Source organism: Planobispora rosea, from assembly GCF_014648175.1.
Lineage (GTDB): Bacteria > Actinomycetota > Actinomycetes > Streptosporangiales > Streptosporangiaceae > Planobispora > Planobispora rosea.
On record NZ_BMQP01000047.1, the window covers coordinates 46,622 to 69,105 of the forward strand.

Below are 22,484 nucleotides of genomic sequence, written 5' to 3' on the forward strand. Positions count from 1 at the left end.
GCTCACCCGCCCGGCCGGATGCCCAGCCAGCCGGCCGCGTTGAAGGCCGCCGTGCCCAGCTCGGCGTGCTCGGGCCGCGGCATCTGCTGGCTGGAGTCCTGCACCACCAGCCAGTCGCCGCCGCGCACATTCGGATGCCAGCGCAGGTGCGCGGTGCTGGCCGCTGGCAGGGTGTGCAGCGGCGCGCCGACGCCGGCCAGCAGATCCAGCGTCATGTTCACGCTGACGAGCACGTTGCTGGCATCGACGATGCGCCACTGCACGCCGGTGACCTGGACCGCTACGCTGGCATCCGGGGGGAGCTCGCCCTCGGGGCTCAGGCCGATCTGCTGGCGCATCCAGCGGGTGTTGGTGACGGCGTGGGCGCGGAAACTGTTCTGGTCGGCCGGGGCGAAGTAGACCTGCACCGCACCAGTGGCCCGGGCCGGGTCCAGGTGCCACACACTTTGGAACATCGCGGCCGCGGCCGCGGCCGCCCCTTGGGGGGTGCGCGGAAAGCCCACCCGGTAGGTGCGCTTCAGCAGGAGGGTGCCATTGGGCAGCGCCGTCCAGCGCTGCGGCGGCACGTAGCCGTCGCTCGCCGGCGGGCTCGCCGAGGCGGGCGGCGGCGGGGGCGCCAAGGCGGGCGGTGCGGTGCCGGCACCGACCGGGGGCGGCGGGGAGGGCGCCGGTGCGGGGCCGGAACCGCTCAGCAGCAGCGCGACGATCGCCACCAGGATGACGATGATCACCCCTGCGCCGATCAGGGCCCGGCGCGTGCGCTGCTGGGCCAGGGTGTCGAGGTCGGAGACCGAAGGCATCGATGTGTCCCTTTAGCCGTTGGCGAAGAAGCCGATGATGGAGACCGTGCTGAGCAGGACGCCCAGTCCCACGATCACCCACATCACGTTGCTCATGCCTTGGGCGGCCAGGTTGTGGTTGCGCGTCTTGCCCGCCATGATCATGATCCCGGCGCTGCTGAAGCAGATCACCGCTATGGCCATGCCGCCGAACTTCATCGCGCCGAAGACCTTCTCGCCCAGCTGCCGGACTTCCTGTGGGGCGTCGGGTGGCACGTCCCGGAAGTTGAAGCCCCCGTTGCCGGGACCCGTGGTGCCACTCCCCGTGCCGGGCGGGGGCGTGGTGGCGGCCACCGCGGGGGCGGCGGCCTCGTCGCCGGGCAGCGCGAGGCCGCCGCTGGCGGCAGGCACGGCGGTCCAGTCGATCTCTTGCAGGTGCAGGGCCGAGCTCACCGAGGAGGCCGCGGCCTCCAGCAGGTGCAGGGTCGTCATGACGAGGTGTCCTCCGAAAGGGCCAGACGCGCCAGGGCGCGCTGCAGGCCCCGGGCGGCATGAGTCGTTTTGCGGTCGTGGCGGACGGCGGCGGCCACGCTGCCGAGGTTGCGCAGCGCGAACAGGTAGGGCAGGCCGATGACCGCGCTCAGTCGGGGGCTGATCACCTTGATGCGGTGACGGGTCAGCCGGGAGGCCGGAAAGGGCACATCGGCCACCAGGCACAGCACCGGCCGCGTCGGCAGCGGCCAGTCGGTCACCATGGCCGCGGCCGCCTCGGCCCCGTCCGGAGTGGAGCGCGCCACGATCACCACCCGCTTGGCGGGCAGCGTGCCCGCTGCGAACTCGACGGCGAAGCCGCTTTGACGGTGGTTGAGCAAGGCGGCCAGCGTGCTGGTGCCCGCCTGGTGGTGCGCTCCGATCAGTGTCCACTCCCCTGTTGCCTGATGCACATTCTTTCCCGTGCGCGTCTTTTCGACCCTTACGCCAGATAAGCGCATGACTTACCCTCTTACCACTTTGACAACAATTGGTCGAGGGGACATTAACGATGAAACCGGTCACATGATGCGAAAAGCTGTCATTGTGGTGGTGGGACTCCTCATGCTGGGCGTGGTGAGCCTGCCGGTCCTGGCCGCCGTGCTGACCCAAGCGGCCCGTCCGGCCACGCTCACCCCCGACACTGAAGCGATCGCCCAGGTGGCCAGCGTCGACGGCGTCCCGCTGGCGATGCTGCGGCTGTATGTCGCGGCCGCGCCCACCTGCCCGGGCCTGTCATGGAGCGTGCTGGCCGCCATCGGAAAGATCGAGACCGACCACGGCCGCTCGACGCTGCCCGGGGTCAAAAGCGGCACCAACCACGCCGGCGCCGCCGGCCCCATGCAGTTTTTGATCAGCACCTGGGGCGGAAAGGCCAAGCTCAAAGCCGGGTCGATCGGCAGCGGGTACGCCACCGACGGCGACGGCGACGGGTGGGCCGACGTCTACAACCCCGCCGATGCGATCTTCGCCGCGGCCAAGTACCTGTGCGCCCACGGCGCACCCGCTGACCTGAAAAAGGCGATCTTCGCCTACAACCACTCCGACGCCTACGTCGCCTCCGTCCTGGCGACGGCCGAGAACTACCGGGCCAAGGCGGCACCGAAGCTGCCGCCGGCCTCGGCCGGACCGCTGGCCCCCGAGCGCCCCAGCGGACCCGACAACATCACCCCTCGCATGCGCACCGTGCGCGACCTGATCAAAACGCAGTTCAACCCGCGCTACGCCATCGGCTGCTACCGCCCCGACGGCGGCATCCCCGGCGGCGGCGAGCACCCGCTGGGGCGGGCGTGCGACTTCATGCTCTCGACGGGCGGGCGCCTCCCGGCCCCGGGTGAACAGGCCCGCGGCGATGCCATCGCGGCCTGGGCCCAGGCCCACGCCGCCCGCCTGGGGATCCGCTACATCATCTGGAAGCAGCGCATCTGGCAGACCCGCTTGCCCGGCCAGGGATGGAAGCCCATGACCGACCGCGGCGGCCACACCGCCAACCATTTCGACCACGTGCATATCTCCGTCGACTGATACCGGCCCGGTGACAAGGCGACGATCCGCAGGAGTTTTCTGTTCCATTTTCTATCAGTCATCCCTCTTGTTGCCTGGTATGAACCTTGTTTAGGATCTGCCACCATGCGCGAAGATCAGGACCTTCCGGACGGGCCGCAGTTGACGGGCCCGGCCGCGCTGCGCCACCTGGCGGACGCCGCCAGCGCAGCGGATCCGACCCGCGCCCAGCCCAGCGCCCCGGGCGCCGACAGCGCCGAGGAGGAGGTCCGCCTCGGCCTCCTGGGTGACGTCGACCCCGATCGCAAGTTCTGGCCTGAGGATGATGAGCCCGGCCGCCGGTCGTGGTGGCTGCGCAGGCGGCGACAGAAGCAGGAGCCGGAGCCTGCGGCCCGCCCGGCCGCCACCGCAGCCGAAGACGACCAGGACCCCGAAGACGACCAGGACGCCGACGAGGAGTGGGACCTTTCCGGTGAGCGCCGCCGCGGCGTGCCGCCGATGGCGCTGCGGGCCGCCATTCTCGGCGCCACCGCAGCCGCGCTGATCGCGGTGTGGGCGCTGTGGCCGAGCGGCGCCGATGAGGCACGCCAGCCGCCTGCCGCTGAGCTGCCCGCGGCCAGCCCGTCGATCAGCGAGCAGCCGGTGACGCTCGAGACGCTCCCCCCGCTGCCGCAGGCGTCTTCTCCCGGCTCCCTCAGCGCCTCGGCGAAGCCCGCGCCGACCCGGCCGGCGGCTCGCTCCACCCGCACGCCGGCGGCGCAGCCGACCCGGCCGCGCCGCTCGGCCACCCCCACCCCGACGCGCACCCGTAGCGCCCGCCCCACGCCTGCGCCGATCCCGAGCCAGACACCGCTGCCCGAGTCCGGGCCCAGCGAGGCGCCACCGGTGCCCACCGGGCCCGCGCCCACCGCGAGCGAGCCGCCCTACACCGGGCCCAGCGAGCCCCCGCCGGTGCCGTGATGACCCGCTCATCTACCGCCGTCGCGTGAGGAGATGCCATGACGATGATCCAAGAACCGGCGATGCGGCCACGTGGCCGCCATGCCCGGCCGCAGACGCCCTCCATGCCGCCGACGCCGGTGCCGCAGCAGCGCTCAGCGGCAACGGACGCGAGAGTCTGGCCGCAGCACGAGCCGCCCGTCAGCCGGTATCGCCCCCCCGATGAGGTGGAGACCGCGGTGCTGCCCCGTCTGGCGCCGGTGGATACGGCACCGGCGGGTGCGGCCGGTCCGTCTGCCGAAGTCCCCGCGGAGGCCCATCGGCGGCTGATCGCGGCGGTCGAGCGGGCGGTCGCCGACATCGATGCGATGCTGCACCGCCTGCCATGAGCGCTTCACACCAGGCGCCGGGCCCGGCCGATCTTCGCCTCCAGGTGCAGGGCTTCGGGCAGCTCGTCGCGGCTGGTGGCCATGCCGCGCAGCAGGCAGCAGATCAGCCGGTGCAGCTGGCTGCCGATGGCCCGCCGGGTGGGAGTGAAGGTCGCCAGGTACCGGCGGTAGGCCACCGCGACCAGGTAGGGCCGGCGGATAAGGTCCTCCAGCGCAGTCGGGCGGCCTTCGGCGGCAAAGTCGTCGTGGTAGTAGTCCCGGGCGAAGTCCACCAGGTCGCTGCCGCGCTCGGCGTCCAGGTGCTCCAGGCTCTCGTGGCGCCCGGGGTGATCGCAGCCGCGCAGGCCCGGCCAGGTGGTGGCGGCGGCTTCGCCGGCGTCCCAGAACGGCGCTCGCACCGGGATCACCGGCAGGGCGTCCCAGGCGTGCGGCAGCGTCATCGTCACCGGATGGCCCAGCGTCAGGCCCTGGATCACCAGCGGCGCATGCGCCAGCGGCAGCTCGACGCTGGCGTAGACCGACAGCGGGATGTCGTGGTGCTCGCGCAAGGCGGCCAGCTGGGAGGCGGCCGCCAGCGCCGGCAGGCCCGCCGCGGCGTAGGCCGCGGCGATGGCGCCCACATCGAACAGCTGCCCGTAGGTCTGCGGCAGGGCGGCGATGATGCGCTGATAGCCGCGCATCGCATCGGGTTCGCGATCGTAGGGCAGCCGGGCCCGCTCGGCCGCGGCGCACCAGGAGACCGCCTGATCGGTGGGCAGCCGGAAGTCGGCATACGGCAGGTAGCCGGACAGCACGGCCCGGCTCTTCCAGGCGTTGGTGAAGCGGTCGACCTCCGAGCCGTAGGGAGTGAGCTCACCAGGCCGCGACAGTCCCTCGGCCAAAATCAGGTTCCAGGCGCTCAGCAGGTTGTTGTCCGGCAGGGTCTGGGGCACTTTGGCCTCCTGCCAGTGCCACAGCAGGTGCCCCTGCCAGTAGGCCACCACCTCGTCGGCTCCCGGGGCCATTGGACGCCGGTACAGCCCGTGCATGGCGGCGCCGTTCATCCGGGCAGGCCCGGCCTCCACCAGGTGCGAGCGGCCCGGGGTGCGCATGTCGTCGATGCGCTCCCATCGGGGCAGGGCGTACTCGCCCGCCAGCCAGACATCAGCCGGCGAGGCGCTCTCGTGCCCGTCTCGGGTGGCGCTGTGGAGCTCGGTGAACAGATCGGCGACCGCTACCTGTGGGCGGGCCGGACCAGGGGGCACCGAAGGCTCGAACCACTGAAGGACGAAGGGGTTGGCGGGGGGAGTCGGTGGCACGGGGCTACTCCTGCCTGGCAGCTACCGATCAGAATGTAAACTGCCGGTCGGCTATCAATGCTGGTAGACGTGTTGCTGTTTACAGCAGTGGTCATACTTGCCTGGTGTACACTGATCTGTCAACTGTGGGTGTGCGAGCGGCCCGCCGCAGCAGGTATCGATGGCGTGAAGGGGACCCGAGGGCAGTGGATTTCCACGAGAGGTTGCGGAAGTTGTGGGATGAAACCTCCGCCCTCCAGGGTCGGCGCATCTCCTACCGCGATCTGCGTGACCGGATCATGCACAAGACCGGGGTGGAGGTCTCCCATACCTGGCTGGGGCGGCTCTACAACGCCGTTGACCTGCCGCCGGACAGGCGGCCGAAGGTCGATCCCAAACTCCAGGCCGCCATCGCCCGCGGGCTGGGATATGAGCCCGAGGTGTTTACCACGTCGGAGCGGGCCGACCGGACGCTACGCGAGCTGGAGGAGTTTCGCCGCGACCGTGACATGCTCAAGGCGGCGGGATTGCTGGATGCCATCCGTGATCCGGAGATGTCGGTCATGACGCGTGAGCTGAGCACACTGGCCGATCTGCCCGAGGAGGAGCGACGGCGAGTGCTGCGCAGCGGCCTGAAGGCGATGCTGGATGCCTTCCGGCAGGCGCGCGGGCCTGCCGCCTCGGCCCGTGACGCCGACGAGTTCCCCTGACCCGCCGCGTCGACCCTCGGCGATCTCGATCCACTATCATCACCCCCACATTGATCTGCTCGCGTGACAGCGGCTCTACCTGCGGGAGAAAGCGGCGAGGTGACAGCCTTATCCGGAGATGACCCCAGGATCACCCTGGAGGTCGACCCCAACAAGTCCACTCCGCACGGCGTGGTCGACCGCGTCACCGGCGGTTCACATCACACCGCCGCCGACGAAGCGGTCGCCGATCCCATCCTGGCCGCCTACCCCGAGGTGGCGAAAACCGCCCTCGACGACCGGCAGTTCGTCACCCGGGTGGTGACGCACCTGGCGCAGCTGGGCATCGACCGGTTTGTGAGCCTGGGTTACCGGCTGCCGGCCGATACCGAAGTCCACCATGTGGCCCAGCCCATCAACCCCCGTGCCCGGGTGGTGTACGTCTCCAACGACGCGGCGGTCAACCGGCAGGCGGCGGGGCTGATCAACGCCGGGCAGCGCATCGCCTACATCAACGGCGACCTGCGCACGCCCCAGACGATCCTCACCCACCGTGACCTCCGGCGGCTGATCGGTTTCACCCAGCCGGTCGGAGTGCTGTTTTACGGCAGCCTGAACTACATCCCCGATGAGGACAACCCCTGGGGGCTGGTGCACAGCCTGCTGCACGATCTGCCCGCGGGCAGCTACGCCGCCTTCTCCCACGTCACCGCCGACGACATCGATCCCGGCTTGCACGCCAAGATCACAGAGGTCTACGCGGAGCTCGACAGCCGCTTCTACAGCCGCTCCCGCGATGAGTTCGCCCACTTCATCCCCGGCGGCTGGACGCTTCAGCCGCCGGGCATCACCTACACCCGGGACTGGAGCGTGGCCGGTGACGAGCCTCCAGCCGATCTTTCGCGGGTGATGTACGCCTGGTGCGCGCTGGCGCTCAAGACGTGAGCTGGTCCGGCGGGATGTGCTGACGGGCCCGCCGCAGCTTGTCGACGTAGCGGGCGCGCAGCGGATCGGCGTCCTCGGTGCCGCACAACTCCACCGCCCGTTCATACGAGGCCAGCGCCGCCGCGTAGCGGTGCAGGCCCAGCTGGGCATCCCCGGTGCGTTCGGCCAGCGCCGCGGCGGCGGCGACGTTGCCGGTGCGCTGGATGAGCCCGTGGTGGTCTTGGCATAGCCCCAGCGCGGCCTCGTGGTGGCCGGCCGCCAGCAACGCCTTGCTCAGGGCCAAGACAGCCGCGGCCTGGTAGGCGTCGTCACCGTGCTCACTCAGCTGCTGGGCCCGCTGCAGGGCAAGGCGGCCCGAGGCGATGGCCTCCTCATGGTGGCCTTGGGCCGAGGCCACCAGGCTCAGCACACGCTGGCACATCGTCTCCAGCCACGGCTCTTCGATCAGCTCGGCCAGCTCCAGGGCCTGCTTGAGGTCCGCGCGGGCCTGCTCCAGCAAGACGGCGGCCTTCGGCTGCGCCTGAGCCGCAGGCTCAGCCGTGTCCGGCGCGCCCTGCAGGCGCCGGGCCATGCGGTAGCGGCACAGCGCCCGCCACGCCAGCGCCCGGGACCAGGGCTGCCAGTCCTTCAGCTGTTCACAGGTGCTCACGCACGCATCGAGCATCGGCAGCGCCTGGTGCGCGATGTCCAGCCGGTCAGCGATCAGCGCCGCCACCCGGATGCGCACGTCGGTGGCCAGCCGGATATCGCCGGCGCCGTCGGCGACCAGCAGGATGGTACGCCACATCGTGTCGGCGTCGCGCCAGCGCCCCCGCCGGTACAGATGCGCAGCCAGGCGAACCGCCAGGCCGTAGGCCAGCTGATACAGCTTGTTGCTGCAGGCCAGGCGGATAACCGACAGAATCTGTGAACTCTCGCCGGCCAGCCAGGCCTCGGCGTCGACGTCGATGAGTTCGCGGGCCGCGCTCGGCACGGTGAGATCGCGGGCGGAGATGCGCGCCGGCGGAGTGAAACCGGGATCGCCGGCGGTGCGGGCGCTGGCATGGTCGGCCAGCACCATCCAGCCGCCCAGCAACTGGTTCATCGCCATGTCGCGCTCGGTGCGGTGCAAGGTCAGCTGCTTGTCGGAAAAGTCACGCACCAGGTCGTGCATCTGGTAGCGGGGATGGCCCAGCTCGTCGACGCCAGCGGGCGTCAGCAGGCTGTGCATGGTCAAGGCGCCCAGGGCGGTGTCGGCGTCCTCGGTGCCCAGCAGCATCTCCGCCAGCCACATCGGCCAATCGTTCGGACCGGCCAGCGCCAGCACCCGCATACCGTGCTGGGCGATCGGGCTGAGGGTGTCATAGCTTTCCGCGATGATCGCGGTCATGGTCTTGTTGTCGGTGGCCAGACGATCCAGCCCCTCCAGGCGATCCCGCAGCCGCGCGGCCATCAGGCCCATCTGCCAGTGCGGCTGGGCGGCCAGGCGCGAGCCGACGATGCGCACCGCCAGCGGCAGACCGCCGCAGGCCTCCATCACCGCGTGCGTTGCCTCGGGATCGGCCGTGATGCGGTCGGCCATGATGATCTTTTCCAGCATGCGCAGCATGTCGGCGGGGGGCAACGGCTCCAGACGCAGGTTCTTGAAACCCGGGCCGGTGATGAAGGACCGGCTGGTGATGATGACGGCGCACCGCGCCTCCCCGGGAAGGAACGGCTCAATCTGGTCGGCGTCGAGCGCATCGTCGATGACGATCAGCATGCGTCGGCCGGCCAGCAGCGAGCGCAGCATCGCCGCGCGCTCCGGGGTGGCAGTGGGTACCTCGTGGGCCGGGACCTTCAGCGACGACAGCAGCCCGGCCAAAATCTCGCTGATGTTGGCCGTGCTGTGCGAGCGGCTGGCCAGACGGACGAACAGCTGTCCGTCGGGGTAGTGCTCACGCAGCCGGTGGGCCACATGCCGGGCCAGGGTGGACTTGCCCACTCCGCCCAGCCCGCTGATGGTCACGATCGGGGGCGCGCTGGCCAGCCCGGTCGGCCGGAGCAGCTGCAGCAGGGAGGTGATCTCCTGGTCGCGGCCGGTGAAGTCGGCGACGTCGGGCGGCAGTTGCGCGGGCACCGGCAGCGACGGCCGGACCGGGACGGCGGCCGCGGCGACCTGGGCGTCAGCCGCAGGAGCCGGGACGGCGGGCGAGAGGGCCGCCGCCGGGGCGGCGGTGATCTCGTCATGCAGCTGCCGCAGCACCGGACTGGGTTCACGGCCGGTGGCCTGGCCGATGGCGGCTTCGGCGTAACTGTAGTGCCGCAGCGCCTCGGCGCGCTGGCCCAGCCTGAGCAGCGCGCGGATCAGCAACACGTGCAGATCCTCATCGGCCGGGTGCATGGCCAGTTCGGTGTGCAGGTCCTCAATCAGATCGTGATGCAGGCCCAGCTCCATCTGCGCGTCGAAGAGCGCATTTTGGGCGCTGCGCCGGCGAAACAGCAAACGATCACGTGCCCGGTGCAAGGACTCATCGATCCTGCTCAGGTCCGGCAGGTCCGGCAGCGGCGGATGCCCCCACATGCCCAGCGCCGCGCGCAGCGCCCGCACCGCCGCCACAGGCTCACCCCCGGTGTTCAGGGCCGCGGTGGTCTCAGCCACCTGAGTGCGAAAATCCACGACGTCGAAGCTGTCTCCGGGCAGCAACACCAGGCGGTAACCGGCCCCTTCCCGATCGGGAATGCGCCCAGGTATCTGCGGCCGCAGCTTGGCCACCGCCGATTTCAGCGCACCGTCGTTGTGGGAGGCATTCCATACCGCCTGGATCAGTACCTTGGCCGAGACCGGCTCACCCTCGGCAAACAGCAACAACGTCAAGAGACGCCGGGGAATATGCGCGATCGCCAGGGCATTGCCGTCATCATCGCGCACCTGGGTCGGACCCAGAATGGAAAAGTGCACCGGTTCCTCCTCCTTTTGGCGCGGCCGATGATCAGCGTGACCGTATCAAGCCGGTGAATCCCGACAACAGCCCTGCTGCGGTCGCCGTGCGCGCCGAGCCGCTGCCGCCACAAGGTGCCCGGGCATGCCCCGGTCCCCTCTTTTGTGCGCCTGGCCACCCAATGGCAACCGCTTCGCCACCACTTTGCCACCACCTGCCACCCATTGGTGACCACCAGCGCCTACTGCGGGTGATCAGCGCTGGTTAATGTGGTCAGCGCCATCCCACATCTCCGCTTCATGACCAGCCCTTGTCGGCGGGTCACGAAATGCCTGGCGCGGTTCTGCTCGCTGCCTGCGGGCAGAACCGCCGACGGCGCCAGCGCGGTCTCCCCGACTGCCCTCACCGTCGTTTGGAACCCCATGCCTGCCTTACGTCTGTGTGACCCGCAGCAAGCGGTGCACGAGCTTGACCTGCCGGGCCGCCTGACCGCCGACCTGTTGGTGGCGCACCTGGCTGAGCGGCTGGGACGTACCATCCGCCTGCAGGTCCTGCCCGGCCTGAGCGAGCTGGGCCTGTGCGGTATGTGGATTCCCGCCGACGCCAGCGGAATCGATCACCTGTTCATCGACGCGGCCGCCGCGTCCTCGCCCGCGCAAAGGCTGCACACCACCGCCCACGAGCTGTGGCACATCGTCGGCGGGCACACCCCCACCCTGACCCCCGAGGGAATCTTGCTGGAGCTGCTGGCCGAAAGCTACCCGAGTCTGCCGCGCTCGGTACTGCTCAGTGGCCTGCTGGGCCGCAGCGGCCTGAACAGCCCGCAAGAACGCGACGCCGAGGCCTTCGCCACCGCGGTCATGGCCCACACCGCCCGCGCCGCCGACCGGCCCGCCTCCCGTACCGGCCGCGCGGCCCTGGACGCCTTCGGAGATCCCGTCCAGCGGACGCCGTATGTCTGAGGGCCTGCACCTGATCACCATGACGCTGATGTGGATGGCCGTGATCTGGCGCGCCCCGGCGGTGCGCAGCCCCGGCGCGGCACGGGCCTTGTGGGTGACGCTGCTGGCCATCGCCATCGCCTGGTCGATGTCGGATCCGACCGTGCTGGGCCCGCTGCTGGAGCGCATCGACCGCCTCGCCGGATGGCCGGCGGTCTCCCTGGCCAAGCGATGCATCGCGGTGGCCGCCGCCGCCGGATTGGCCGCCTTCACCTTGCGCCTGACCGGCCGCCCCAGCTGGCCGCTCTATGCCGCGGCGGCCGCGGCCACCGCGGTGATGCTCAGCGCCCACGCCGCCGCCGGGCACGACATCGGCAAGATCGCCGAGTGGGACGGCTCGGCCGCCGAACTGACCTACTTCACCGTCTACGAGGGCTTTGTGGTGCTGAGCGCGGCCATCGCCGGGCTCAGCGCCCTGCGCCACGCCTGCAGCGCCCACGCCGACCCCTGGTACATCCGCATCGGCCTGGGCCTGTTCGGTGCCAGCATCGCCGCCTGGGTCCCGACCGGTGCCAGCGTGCTGATCACGCTTTGGCTCGAGGGGCCCGGCGCTTACGTCGACGGCAGCACCCGGCTGCCGATGGCACTGACCTTGCTCGGCATGACGGCCGGATCGGTGATCCCGGCGATTGGCGTGCTCGTCCGCCGGCGTCACCGACGGCAGCTGCTGGCCAGCCTGACCCCGCTGCACGCCGCCATCACCGCGGCCTTCCCCGGCCAGGCGATGGCCCTGGAGCCCGGCGCCGACCTGGATACCAGACTCATGCGCACGCTGATCGAGATCCGCGACGGGCTGCTGATGCTGGCCCGGTACATGGACCAGCCGCTGTCGGGCGATGTGGCCGCGGCCGCCACCTGGGTGCACACCGCCCTCGATCGGCACCGCGACGGCCACCTGGCCGCCACCGGCCGGGGCGGCACCGCCACGCTCACCGTGGCCCACCACGCCGACCTGGCCGCAGAGCTGACCTGGCTGGCCGCCGTCTCCAGCGTGTACGCCGCCCCCGCAGCGGCGCCTTCACCGCCGCTGCGCCTGGCCCGTGCCCTGTCCACACTCACCAACCCCAAGATCCTCGGAGGGGGCCTGCCGATCCTGGCCGGCGCCATCTTGGGAGCGGGCCCCGGCCTGGAATGGGGAGCGGCAGCCGCACTGCTGTGCGCGGGCCTGCCGATCGCGGCCTTCCACGCCGGCGGCGGCACCTACAAACGCGGCCGCGCCCGCCTGGCCCCCCTGCTGCTGGCCACCGCCACCCTGATCATGGGCCTGGCTGTGCTGCTAGTCGTGCACGCCCCCGCCTACGTGATCGAAGTGATGATCACCTTGCTGGTCATGCTCGTCGTCCTGGCGCCGATCATGACGCGCTGGGACATCTCCTGGCACAGCGCCACCGCCGCGGTCTGCGTCACCTGGGCCGTGCTGCGCATCGGTCCGGCCGCTGGCACCGCGGCCATCCTCATCGTCGCCTGCGCCTGGGCCCGGGTCCGACTGGGTGAGCACACCCCGGCTCAGACCATCGCCGGCACCGCCCTGGGCACCGCAGTGGCCGCGGCGATATTGACCTTGCCGCTGTGACATGTTGATCTTTATGGTGCCGCCCGATCTCCCTGGGCCCGCTTCCCCCGTGCCCAGGGACCTTCGTGCCAGGCCCGCCCTCCCACCGGGTCTGGTCGAACTGTCTGCCGATCATAGAAAAGGATGCCCGCCCCGATGACCGTCACCAACGATCCGGCCGCCGCCGCCTGCCCGATCCGTCACCCCCTGGATCAGGGGCCTGACGGGGTCAACCGGCCCGGCCTGTATCTCAACGAGCGCTACCACGAGATCCGGGAGACCGACACCGGAGTGGTCGAGGTCGCTCGCGCCAACGGCACCGCCAAACTCGTCACCCGCTACGACGACGTCACGGCCGTGCTGCGCGACCCGCGCCTGTCACGGGAACAAGCCCTGCCCTTCGACGACGTCGTCGGCCTGGAAGGCACCCTGCTCGGCCTGGACGGCGCCGCGCACGCGGCCGTGCGCAGCCTGGTCAAAGATCTCTTCACACCCCGCGCCGTCGCAGCCCGCCAAGGCGACATCGAACGCTGCGCACAAGCCCAGCTGCAGAAAATGATCAGCAAAGGGGCGCCCGCCGACCTGCTGGCGGATTTCGCGCTGCCGTTCGCGCTGGAGCTGATCTGTGACCTGCTGGGCCTGCCGGAAGCCGACCGCGCCGACTTCCACCGCTGGAGCGAGGCGTTTTTGTCCCACACCAGCCTCTCCCCTGAGGAGGCGGTGGCCTCCGGCCTGGCCATGTTCGACTACCTGACCAAGCTGCTGGCCCAGCGCCGCAACCAGCCCGCCGGTGACCTGCTGTCCAGGATCGCCGCCGACGGCGCGCACCTGCCCGAACAGCAGCTGGTCATGCTGCCGATCGTGCTCATCGTCGGCGGCTGGGAGACCACCGCCTCCAGCATCGGCACCTTCACCCAGGTGCTGCTCACCCACGGCTACCGCGGCGACGACAGCGCCTACCACTACCTGCTCAAGCACCCCGACGAGATCACCGGCGCGATCACCGAGCTGGAGCGGATGTTCTCCACCGCGGCCGCCGACGCGATGCCCCGCTATGCCACCGCCGACATCACCTTGCCCAGCGGCGCGCAGCTGAAGAAGGGAGAGCTCGTCATCCCCTCCACCGACGCCGCCAACTACGACCCCCGCGCATTCACCGACCCCCACACCATGAACTTCGCCCGCTTCGACCGCGCCGACGTCGATGCCACCATCGAGCGCCACCTGTCATTCGGCTACGGCATCCACCACTGCATCGGCCGTCACCTGGGCCACGCCGAGACCATCACCGCCATCACCCTGCTACTACGCGAACTGCCCACGTTGCGCCTGGCAGTGCCCGCCGAGGAGGTTCCCCGCAAAGTCGGCCACGCCGTCGGCGGCCCCACCCATCTGCCGGTGACCTGGAGCTGACCCCCGGACACCCCTGACCTCCCGGACACCACGGCCGGGCAGGCCGATCCGTCTGCCCGGCCCCGTGCCGCGCACGCCCACCGCCCTCCGAGGAAGCGGTCATCCCCGCGGGCAGTGTCCGCTCCCCACGCGAAGGTCCGCCTCGATCCCCGCGCCCCGGTACGCGGACCCGCCCGCACAAGCCAGGCGGCAGCGATGCGCGCTACTGCCGGTGAAGGACCTCACGCACAACGCCAGAGGCCACCGCCGGGCCAGGCAGATCCCCCCGCCCGGACCCACGCACGGCACCGGCCGGATCGAGCGGGCCGGGCGCCGCACCGATCTGATGCAGCTGGGCCTGGGCCGCCGCGGCGACCTCCACCAGCGCCGCACGCAACGCCAGCAGCTGCTCACGCGGGATCATCACCATCTCGGTGGGATCGCCGTTGGCCGGGCCGGTGGCACGCATCGCCCCCTCGGCGCTCAGCCGCACCCGAAGCAGCGCCACCGCCGCCATCAGCGCCGCCAGCCCCACCATGACAACCAGCACCGAGGCGTAACCCGCCATCCCCCCCGGCAGGAAAGGCCGCCCGACCATGACCGCGGCCCCGGCCACCCCGAGCGCACCGCCGGCCTGGCGCGCGGTCAAGCTCGCACCGACCGCGCCGGCGTAGGAGGCCTGATCGCTGGCCAGCGTCGCCACTGTGGAGGCCGCCGTCGACATCAACCCGAATCCGACACCGCAGATGACCAGCCCCGCCATGCTCGGCCATCCGGGGGAGGCATCACCAAACAACCGCACCAGAGCTGGCCAGGCGGAAAAACGCTGACCGTCGGCCAGCAGGAGCACGCCTCCGACGATGACCGTCATCGCCGCCAGATAAAGGATGATGTTGAAACCGAACCGCTGGCCCAGCCTCCCGGCCAGGCGCCCGGCCACCGTCACCGCCGCCGACATTGGCGCCAGCAGCAGTCCCGTCTGCCACCCGGCATATCCCCACTCTTGCAACGCCAGCGGCGCCCACACCAGCAGCGGAAGCGTCATCAGGCCGAACACCAAGGAGACGGTCCACCCCCAGGCGAACGCCGGACGCCGCCACAGCGCCACCTCCACCGCCGGTACCGGATGAGAATGGGACCGGATCACCACCACAACCAGAACCACAACGCCGCCGAGCGCACACACCAGAGTCTGCACGCTGCTCCACCCCCAGGCCTGACCCCGCGACAGGGCCAGCACCAGGCACCCGATCGCACCCGCCAGCAGGACCGCGCCCAGCAGATCCGGACGCACACCGCGCCGACGCCGTCCCGGCGGCAGCATCAGGGCCGTGGCCATCAACAACCCCAGCCCCACGATCATGCTGGGCACGAACACCGCCCGCCACCCGGCCGCCTGAGCCAAGGCGCCCCCACCGGCGTGCATCACCACCCCGCCCAGCCCGGCCGCCGCCGACCAGCTCGCGATCGCCGGGCCCCGCCGGTCACTGGGCAGCGCACTGAGCAACAACCCCAGCGAAGCCGGCACCATCGCCGCCGCGCCCAGCCCGGCGGCCGCCCGCGCCCCCAGCAGCACCTGCCAGCTCGGCGTGACGACCGCGGCGCAGGCCGCCAGGCAAAACACCGCCGCGCCCACCGCCAGCAGCGTCCGCTGGCCCAACAGGTCCGCCAGCCGCCCGGCCACCGTCAACATGGCCGCAAAGACCACCAGATAGGCGGTGGAGACCCACTGCAGAGCCGAGGGCTCCTGTCCCTGCGCCACATCGGCCCCCACCAGCGGGATGGCCAGCGTGGCCGCGATGACATCGGCCATCACCACGGCGTTGGCACCAGCACATACCAGCAGCATCACCCCTATGCGCGCAGGAGGAGGCTGCGGCGCCGCGCGGCGCCGCAGCGAGTGGCCAACAGGGCGGCTGGACAGTGCGGTCATCGACGTTCTCCACGAAGAGGGAAGTGCCCAGTGGTGGCGTGCGCCTCGACACCGGCCGATGGCGGCCGGGCCGCGCCCCGCAGCAGCAGCCATCGGGGCGCGGCCCTTATCTCCGGTGCGGGCGACGGCCACCCGGAAGGCCTCGCCGATGGAGGTCATGGCGGCCCATGCAAAGCCGCCCATCGGCGCGCACCGGAAGCTGACGGCGGCGCCAGGCGCACGCCAGGGTCTTGTCGGCTCAGCTGGCCCGGCCGATCGGCTGCATCGGGCTGCGCGGCGCCGGCACCCCCATCGCGGTGTACCGAAGATCCGGTGCGGGGGCGTCTTCGACATGATCGGCCCACACCGCCCGGATCGAGGTCTCGGCCGCCTCCAGATGCTTGCGGCACAAGGCCAGCACCTGGTCCTCAAGCTCGCGGCTGCGCTCCAGCAGCGCCGCCAGCAGCGGCTTGGCAGAGGTGCGCTCCAGCCCGGCCAGCTCCCGCGCCCGGACCGGCCAGCGCAGATGCTCGGTCTCCAACTGCGTACGGACCGCAGTCACCAGCTCGTCCTGGGCCGCGTGTGGCAGCGCGGCCAGGTAGCTTTCGGCCGCCGCCTGGGCCGCGGCCACGGTGCGCACGCAGTCGCTCAGGCCGCCGACGGCTACCCGCAGGGTGTTGAGGCGATAGGTGAGGTTGGCCGCGCTCCAGCCCAACACCAGCAAGTCACCGCCGTCAGGGACGACGTCCCAGCCCACCAGGCGCAGCTCGCGCAGCAGCCGGTGCGACACCACCCAGGCGGACTGGTCGTGCACGGAGATCTGCACGCGTACTCCCCCTAGATCCAGCGGATGCACCTGCAGCACCGCCGTGGGCGTCACCCGGCCACCGATCTTCGTGACCACCTGCGTTGTCAGGGTCATGGAACTGCCTCCACCGAGCTGGGAACGGAAAGGGCCGCCGCCTCCCGCCTGATGACAGGCCCACTTACAGTTCGTTTGATTGGTTGTCAGGCGAGTGATCGAGAGTGTAGACAGAGACCAATGACAACGTCAGTAAGCGAATGTGACGATCTATGTGTCGTGATGAATTCGTAACACACGAGACCGGCGAGGCATCCCGCTCCCGCCCTGCCCGCATCACCGCAGCTAGCAGGCCATCACGATCACGCCTACCCCTGCGGCCGACTGCCGCTCAAGCCGCCGAAGAGCCCGTGAACCATGATTCCGACACGCCCATTTTGTACGTGGTATCACTCAGAACCGCGATCATGCGGCATGATCTCTCGGTATGGCAGAGACGTTGGAAGCCCCGCGCGCAAAGCACGGGCACAAGGGGCCAGCACGCGCAACGCGTCAGCGTGGCAAGACGCCGCGCGTCGACGTGTCATCCCTGCCCGAAGAAGAGCGCAACAAGCCAGTACAGACCACCGTGCGGCTGTTGCCGGCTGAATACGACCTCGCTCACGCTGAAGCCGAACGCCTCAACATGAGCTTCAACGGATTCATCGCCCTCCTCATCGCCCGTCACGCGGCCACCCAGGCCACCGACGCCCCACAGGATCAGCAGCAGCCAACTGCTGGACCGCTGGGAACCGACGGGCAGCTTTCCGGGGCAACGCACCCGCAGCTGCCCGAGCTGAGGGAGGCCAGCTAATGCGTACTTTCCACCGCATGATCGAGGAGGCCCTCACGACAAGGCCATAAATGCGAAACGCCCCGGAGGGAACCGGGGCGGCCGCATAACCACATCTCAATGAGACCTTCGCCCAAGGCTGCCATCCCAACAGCGAAGCTCTCATCACCAACCCGCTGGCGCGGGGTGCTCATCTGCCGGTCTGGCGGACCGGCCCTGAGCCCTTGGCATGCCAGCAGGTCGCTGTGTCATGCCTGGAGCAGAGCATAACCGATCGCCCCGGGCTGAGCCACGTATTGTCCGTTTCGGGCGCGTCGTGCCCGCCGGACGACCCGTGGCCCACCCCGTCCTTATTAACCGAGCCTTCGGCGGCACCCGGTGCCAACGCCGCAGGTCAGCCCCGGCATGCCGCCGAATCTGCCCCCACCGGCAGCGCGGCGGCCGCTGACCATGCCCTGGCCGCAGAAACGTGGGCGCGCATCGTGCCCCTGCTGGCCGGGCGCTGGCGCGTGCGCCTGTCCCCCGACGGCGGCCACACCTTCCCCGACGGCCGCCACACCCGCCCCCTCGCCCCCCTGCGTCCGCAGCTTCCCTCCCGCCCGGCCACGATCAGCGTCTACGACGACACTGGCCACGGCCGCCTGATCGTGACCGACCACGACGTCAAGCGCGCCCTGCCCCCCGGCATCACCCCCGACATCGCCTCACCACAGCAGCGCGCCCAAGCCATCGCCCGCATCACCGCCGAAGCCGACGCCGTGGTCGCCCTGATCACCCGCTGCGGCGGCCGCGCCATCGTCGACGTCTCCCCCTCCGGCGGCCGCCACGTCTACATCCGCTGGGCTCGCGCCCTGCCCTGGCGCGAGCTGCGCCGCATCACCCGCGCCCTGGCCCGCCGCTTCCCCACCATCGACACCGCCCCCATGTCCGGGCCCGCCGGGCAGATCCGCCCACCCGGCGCCCCGCACCGCATCATCGACGGCCAGCTGACCGGCTACCTGCGCCTGACCACCCCCGTGGAGGAGGCCGAGCAGATCCTGCGCCGCCCCTGCGGCGGCAAGGTCTGGAACGCCCTGTGCCAGGAGCTGACCGCCGAGCTCGCCAGTCTCGACGGCGCCGGCCTCGGCCATCCCCTGGGCGGGGCAGCCGAACTGGCCGAGGCCGGCCGCACCTGCCCCGCCTGCGGCACGGTGGTCGAGGCTCCCCTCGACCGCCAAGGCCATCCCTGGCTGCCGCGCCCCGGCGGCGCCCGTCCCCTACCCGAGCGCTTGGCCCGCCTGGCCCGAAGCGGCGACTGGAGCGCCGCCGGTTACCCCTCCGCCTCCGAAGCGCGCCTGGCCGTACTCAACTCCGCCGCCGCCGCCGGCCTACGCCTGGCCGAAATCGTCACCGGCATGCGCTCAGGCCCCTACTCCGGCCTCAGCCACCTGCTGGACTCCCGCGCCACCCGCTCCCGCTCAGCGCGTGAGCAGAGCCGCCGCCTGCGCTGGGACTGGCGAAAAGCCGTCACCGGCATCGCTAGCCACCGGCATGCCCGCAGCTGCAACACAAGCAAAAACCCTCACTCCACAGCCCCCCGTTCCCTCCCGGGGCTCTCCTCCTCGCTTCCCGCGGGGCCGACCGGGTCTGTTTCCGGATCGGGTGACATGCAATGTGCTCAGCTATACAAAGTAGATCTCCCGAAGGAGGTGGGGTTCACTCCCGGGCCGAAGCCGTTGTTGTCGCGGGCCCAGCTCGATGACGCCAACCTGTGGCGGGTGGCGACGGTGGCTCCGGAGATCGCCGATGAGCGCATCGTGAGCTGGCGCCAGGAGATCCTGCGCTGGCGTACCTGCCTGTGGCTGGCCGAGCGCGACGGCGAGCGGGTGGCCGGATGGGGCCGGGCCGCGGCCTCCATCCGGCTGCTGCTGCGCGCTATCGCGGTCGCGGCCCGGATGGACGGCTCCATCCAGCCCGCTTTCGGCTGCCGATCACTGTCGGAGATGACCGGCCTGGACTACACCGTCGTGGCCCGCCACCTCAAGCGTCTGCGCAACGAGCCCGACCCCCTCATCGAGCTGGAGCAGGCCGGGCGCGGCCGCCTGGCCGACTGCTACCGGCTGCGCGTGCCGGCCGCCTATCGCGCCCAGGCGGCCTGGCTGCGTCCGCGCGCCGGCTACATCGACGCCCTGCACCCGGCGCTGCACATGCTCGGGCCCGTTGCGGCGCTGGCCTATGAGGCCCTGAACGCCACGCCGACCGGTTCCAGCGAGCTGGCCCGCACCGCGCTCATCTCCCGCTCGGCCACCAGCGAGGCGCTTCGCGTGCTGGCGGCCTACCAACTGGCCGAGCGCACCGCCGAGGGGTGGATCCGCGGCCGCCGCAGCCTGGCGGCGGCCGCCGCCGAGCTCGGCGGGGATGTGGCCGCCGCCGAGCGGCACGCACTGTATGTGGAGCACCGCCGCATCTGGCACCGCTTGATCGCATCCTGGGAGCAGGACCCGGCCGAGCGCGACCACGCCGACTGGGACCCCGACCTGCTCTGGCCCCAGGAGCCGTCGCCGCAGCTGATCCCGGATGAGGCGTTCGCCGAGGCCGCGACCGCACCCCTGCCAGCTGAGACCGACCTACCCTGGCCCCAGGCACCCCGAGACGATCCAAGCCAAGGTCAGGGCTCACGCCGCCAAGGTCAGGGCTCACGCCGGCGAGTGCGAGCCTGGCCCACATCGATCCCTCGGCGATCGCGCAGCGGCCCGCCTGGCCGGCAGCTGACGTTGTTCACGGTGGCCGCCGATGGCGCGCTGTCGAGCACCGAGCCACTGTAGAGCGCGCCGTCGACGGGCAGGGCCCCCGGCCGATCCGAGGGCGGCCAGCGCCAGCGACCCCGAGGGACGGGGACCGCTCGCTGGCCTTTGGGACATCGGCACTTGTTCGCAGTGCCATAGCCTGGCGCATATGAGCGGTGACATCGCGCTGCAACAGCATGAGCAACGCTGGAACTTCAGCAACGACTGGGTCTGTCCCGAATGCGTCCAGGAGGAGGCGCTCCAGGCGGTTTTGCGCGCGGATGTCGACGATGAGGCGGTGTGCGACTTTTGCGGACGCAGCCCGGCGGCGCCGCTGGACACGCTCATGGAGGCCTTCGTCAACGGCGTGCGAACCGAGTACGGCACCGCCGATGACGAGGGGGTGTACTGGGACGGCCGCGAGGGCGGCTACCAGTGGACGACCGTCGACAGTGACGACCTGGTGGAGATGTTCGCCGCTGATGTGGTGACGAGCGATGCCCTGCTGCAGGCGATGAAGAACGCGATGGCTGACGTGGCCTGGGTGCCGGTGGACTTTATCGCCCCACGCCAGGACGAGGCCCTGACGGCCAGCTGGGAGCAGTTCTGCGCGATGGTCAAACACCACATCCGGTACGTCAACTGGCTTATTCCCGACACTGAAGAACAGCCCTGGCCCGAACCCGGTTTCATCCCGCCATCGAAGATCTTGGAGGCGATCGGGCGGCTCATCAACAGCCTCGATCTGGTGCACATGCTACCGGCGGGCTTGGAGCTGTGGCGGGCCCGCACCCATGCCGCCGGCCAGCAGCTGAGCACGGCCAAGGACCTGGGTACTCCCCCGATCGAGTACGCCCGGCAGGCCAACCGGATGAGCCCGGCCGGCATCGCGATGTTCTACGGGGCCGTCACCCGCGCCACCGCCATCCACGAGGTCGGCATCCGCAGCCAAGATGCCCGGGTGACGTCCGGAGCGTTCCTCACCTCGCGCCCGTGCACGGTGGTCGACTTCACCCGGCTGCAGCCGGTACCCAGCATGTTCGATCCGGAGCTGGGTGGCATGCGTCGTGCGCTGATCTTCCTCAACGCTTTCCGGGACCAGCTCAGCGCCCCGGCCCGGGAGACCTACGAGCAGATCGACTATGTGCCGACCCAGATCGTGACGGAGTACCTGCTGCACGTCCTGCAGGCCGGCGCGCCCATCGAGGGTCTGCTGTATGCCTCGGCCCTGACCGGTGAGACCTGCGCGGTGCTGAATGTCAGGGCGTCGGAGTGCGTGGAGCAGCGGCCCGGCTGGGATGACAGCCCCACGTTGCGCCTGGCCTTGGTAGCGGCCTCAGTGCGCACCCGGGCGTTGAGCGCCGAAGAGGCCGCCGGGTAATCCCGGCAAAGGGCTCACCGCTGTGCATCACTGTGACGGAATCGGGCGGCTCAGCAGCCGCTGAACCTCTGAGCACAGCCCCATGGGAACGATGGGGCAGGTGCCCGGATCTGGGGGATATGCGCCTCATCACCCCAATTGTTACGCAGAGCAATGGCATGGTGATGCTCGGTATCATGGATCTCCCGCGGTCGCTCGATCGGCCGCCCCCCGGAACCAGCGCGGGTGGTTTATGCGCGTTAATTGCTATATCGACGGCTTCAACCTCTACTACGGCTGCCTCAAGGGCACCGCCTACAAGTGGTTGGACATCGCCGCTCTGTGCGGCAAGTTGGTGCGTCGTGATGACGAGATCAACCGGATCCGCTACTTCACCGCCCGCATCACCGCCCGCGGCGACGATCCGGACGGCCCCACCCGCCAAGATGCCTACCTGCGGGCTCTGGAGACGATTCCGCACCTATCGGTCCACCTCGGGCACTTCCAAAAGACGCAGCCGCGCATGGCGCTGGCCTACCCGCCGCCGGCCGGGCCCCGCACCGTCCAGGTGATCAAGACCGAGGAGAAGGGCTCGGACGTCAATTTGGCCTCTCACCTTCTGCTGGACGCCTTTCAGCGGGACTTCGAGCTCGCAATCGTGATCACCAACGACTCCGATCTGAAAGAGCCCATCCGGATGGTGATCGAGGAACTCGGCATCCCGGTGGGTTTGGTCAACCCGCAAAAGCCGCAGTTCCGCAGCCGCGACCTGGGCAGGTTAAGCCTGCACTTCACCAAACAGATCAAGGAAAACGCCCTGAAGGCCTGCCAGTTCCCGCCGATGCTGCGAGATGATCTAGTGCTGTGACCGGAAACGATCACCGGGTTGGCGTGTAGGTCGTCCTGGCCGGTTGGA

19 protein-coding genes are annotated in these 22,484 nt (G+C 70.4%); 12 read left to right on the plus strand and 7 right to left on the minus strand.

The features are described from left to right. Positions 1–2: 2 nt before the first annotated feature. Genes IEZ08_RS32880 through IEZ08_RS32890 form a run of 3 tightly spaced genes read right to left on the minus strand, consistent with a single transcriptional unit; the run spans position 3 to position 1,723 of the window. The gene (locus IEZ08_RS32880) at positions 3–800 is read right to left on the minus strand and encodes a hypothetical protein (RefSeq protein ID WP_189243705.1); all 798 of its coding nucleotides are present in this window, start codon (positions 798–800) and stop codon (positions 3–5) included. Positions 801–812: 12 nt separating this feature from the next. Further along, entirely contained in the window at positions 813–1,271 is a 459-nt protein-coding gene (locus IEZ08_RS32885; RefSeq protein WP_189243706.1) for a hypothetical protein, read from the minus strand. Further along, a complete protein-coding gene (locus tag IEZ08_RS32890; protein WP_189243707.1) occupies positions 1,268–1,723 on the minus strand; it encodes a hypothetical protein in 456 nt (151 codons plus the stop codon). Before IEZ08_RS32890 ends, IEZ08_RS32885 begins: the two co-directional genes overlap by 4 nt. A gap of 139 nt (positions 1,724–1,862) precedes the next feature. Between IEZ08_RS32890 and IEZ08_RS32895 the strand changes: the two genes are divergently transcribed. The 3 genes from IEZ08_RS32895 (at position 1,863) to IEZ08_RS32905 (ending at position 4,141) form a co-directional block, all read left to right on the plus strand. Further along, positions 1,863–2,834, plus strand: a complete 972-nt coding sequence (locus tag IEZ08_RS32895) for a lytic transglycosylase domain-containing protein (RefSeq protein ID WP_189243708.1) — start codon at positions 1,863–1,865, stop codon at positions 2,832–2,834. A 105-nt stretch (positions 2,835–2,939) separates the two neighbouring features. After that, the gene (locus tag IEZ08_RS32900) at positions 2,940–3,773 is read left to right on the plus strand and encodes a hypothetical protein (protein WP_189243709.1); all 834 of its coding nucleotides are present in this window, start codon (positions 2,940–2,942) and stop codon (positions 3,771–3,773) included. Positions 3,774–3,811: 38 nt separating this feature from the next. Then, entirely contained in the window at positions 3,812–4,141 is a 330-nt protein-coding gene (locus tag IEZ08_RS32905; RefSeq protein ID WP_189243710.1) for a hypothetical protein, read from the plus strand. 5 nt (positions 4,142–4,146) lie between these two features. On the opposite strand, the gene IEZ08_RS32910 is transcribed toward IEZ08_RS32905, so the two are convergent. Then, positions 4,147–5,439: a hypothetical protein gene (locus IEZ08_RS32910; protein ID WP_189243711.1), complete on the minus strand. Its 1,293-nt coding sequence runs from the start codon at positions 5,437–5,439 to the stop codon at positions 4,147–4,149. A gap of 212 nt (positions 5,440–5,651) precedes the next feature. Between IEZ08_RS32910 and IEZ08_RS32915 the strand changes: the two genes are divergently transcribed. Together IEZ08_RS32915 and IEZ08_RS32920 are read left to right on the plus strand one after the other, a co-directional pair. Further along, on the plus strand, positions 5,652–6,128 hold the full coding sequence (locus IEZ08_RS32915) for a hypothetical protein (protein WP_189243712.1): 477 nt from the start codon (positions 5,652–5,654) through the stop codon (positions 6,126–6,128). A gap of 99 nt (positions 6,129–6,227) precedes the next feature. Continuing rightward, a complete protein-coding gene (locus IEZ08_RS32920) occupies positions 6,228–7,052 on the plus strand; it encodes an SAM-dependent methyltransferase (RefSeq protein WP_189243713.1) in 825 nt (274 codons plus the stop codon). Here IEZ08_RS32920 and IEZ08_RS32925 read toward each other — a convergent pair. After that, entirely contained in the window at positions 7,042–9,972 is a 2,931-nt protein-coding gene (locus tag IEZ08_RS32925; protein ID WP_189243714.1) for an AfsR/SARP family transcriptional regulator, read from the minus strand. The genes IEZ08_RS32920 and IEZ08_RS32925 overlap by 11 nt on opposite strands. A gap of 438 nt (positions 9,973–10,410) precedes the next feature. On the opposite strand from IEZ08_RS32925, the gene IEZ08_RS32930 reads away from it, so the two are divergent. From IEZ08_RS32930 to IEZ08_RS32940, 3 genes are all read left to right on the plus strand, one after another. Then, entirely contained in the window at positions 10,411–10,914 is a 504-nt protein-coding gene (locus tag IEZ08_RS32930; protein ID WP_189243715.1) for a hypothetical protein, read from the plus strand. After that, on the plus strand, positions 10,907–12,526 hold the full coding sequence (locus IEZ08_RS32935) for an MAB_1171c family putative transporter (RefSeq protein WP_189243716.1): 1,620 nt from the start codon (positions 10,907–10,909) through the stop codon (positions 12,524–12,526). Before IEZ08_RS32930 ends, IEZ08_RS32935 begins: the two co-directional genes overlap by 8 nt. A gap of 135 nt (positions 12,527–12,661) precedes the next feature. Further along, complete coding sequence (locus IEZ08_RS32940; RefSeq protein ID WP_189243717.1) at positions 12,662–13,918, plus strand: cytochrome P450; 1,257 nt, start codon at positions 12,662–12,664, stop codon at positions 13,916–13,918. A gap of 202 nt (positions 13,919–14,120) precedes the next feature. Here the strand turns inward: IEZ08_RS32940 and IEZ08_RS32945 are convergent, their stop codons facing one another. Further along, the gene (locus IEZ08_RS32945) at positions 14,121–15,830 is read right to left on the minus strand and encodes an MFS transporter (protein ID WP_189243718.1); all 1,710 of its coding nucleotides are present in this window, start codon (positions 15,828–15,830) and stop codon (positions 14,121–14,123) included. 238 nt (positions 15,831–16,068) lie between these two features. After that, entirely contained in the window at positions 16,069–16,731 is a 663-nt protein-coding gene (locus tag IEZ08_RS32950; protein WP_189243719.1) for a hypothetical protein, read from the minus strand. Between the two features lie 367 nt (positions 16,732–17,098). On the opposite strand from IEZ08_RS32950, the gene IEZ08_RS32955 reads away from it, so the two are divergent. The 4 genes from IEZ08_RS32955 (at position 17,099) to IEZ08_RS32970 (ending at position 22,436) form a co-directional block, all read left to right on the plus strand. After that, complete coding sequence (locus IEZ08_RS32955; RefSeq protein ID WP_189243720.1) at positions 17,099–17,464, plus strand: hypothetical protein; 366 nt, start codon at positions 17,099–17,101, stop codon at positions 17,462–17,464. A gap of 461 nt (positions 17,465–17,925) precedes the next feature. Beyond that, positions 17,926–20,247 carry a hypothetical protein gene (locus tag IEZ08_RS32960; RefSeq protein WP_189243721.1) on the plus strand — a complete coding sequence of 774 codons (2,322 nt, stop codon included), beginning with the start codon at positions 17,926–17,928 and terminating at the stop codon, positions 20,245–20,247. A 130-nt stretch (positions 20,248–20,377) separates the two neighbouring features. Then, entirely contained in the window at positions 20,378–21,589 is a 1,212-nt protein-coding gene (locus IEZ08_RS32965; RefSeq protein ID WP_189243722.1) for a HEPN-associated N-terminal domain-containing protein, read from the plus strand. Positions 21,590–21,821: 232 nt separating this feature from the next. After that, on the plus strand, positions 21,822–22,436 hold the full coding sequence (locus tag IEZ08_RS32970) for an NYN domain-containing protein (protein WP_189243723.1): 615 nt from the start codon (positions 21,822–21,824) through the stop codon (positions 22,434–22,436). The last annotated feature ends 48 nt before the right edge of the window (positions 22,437–22,484 follow it).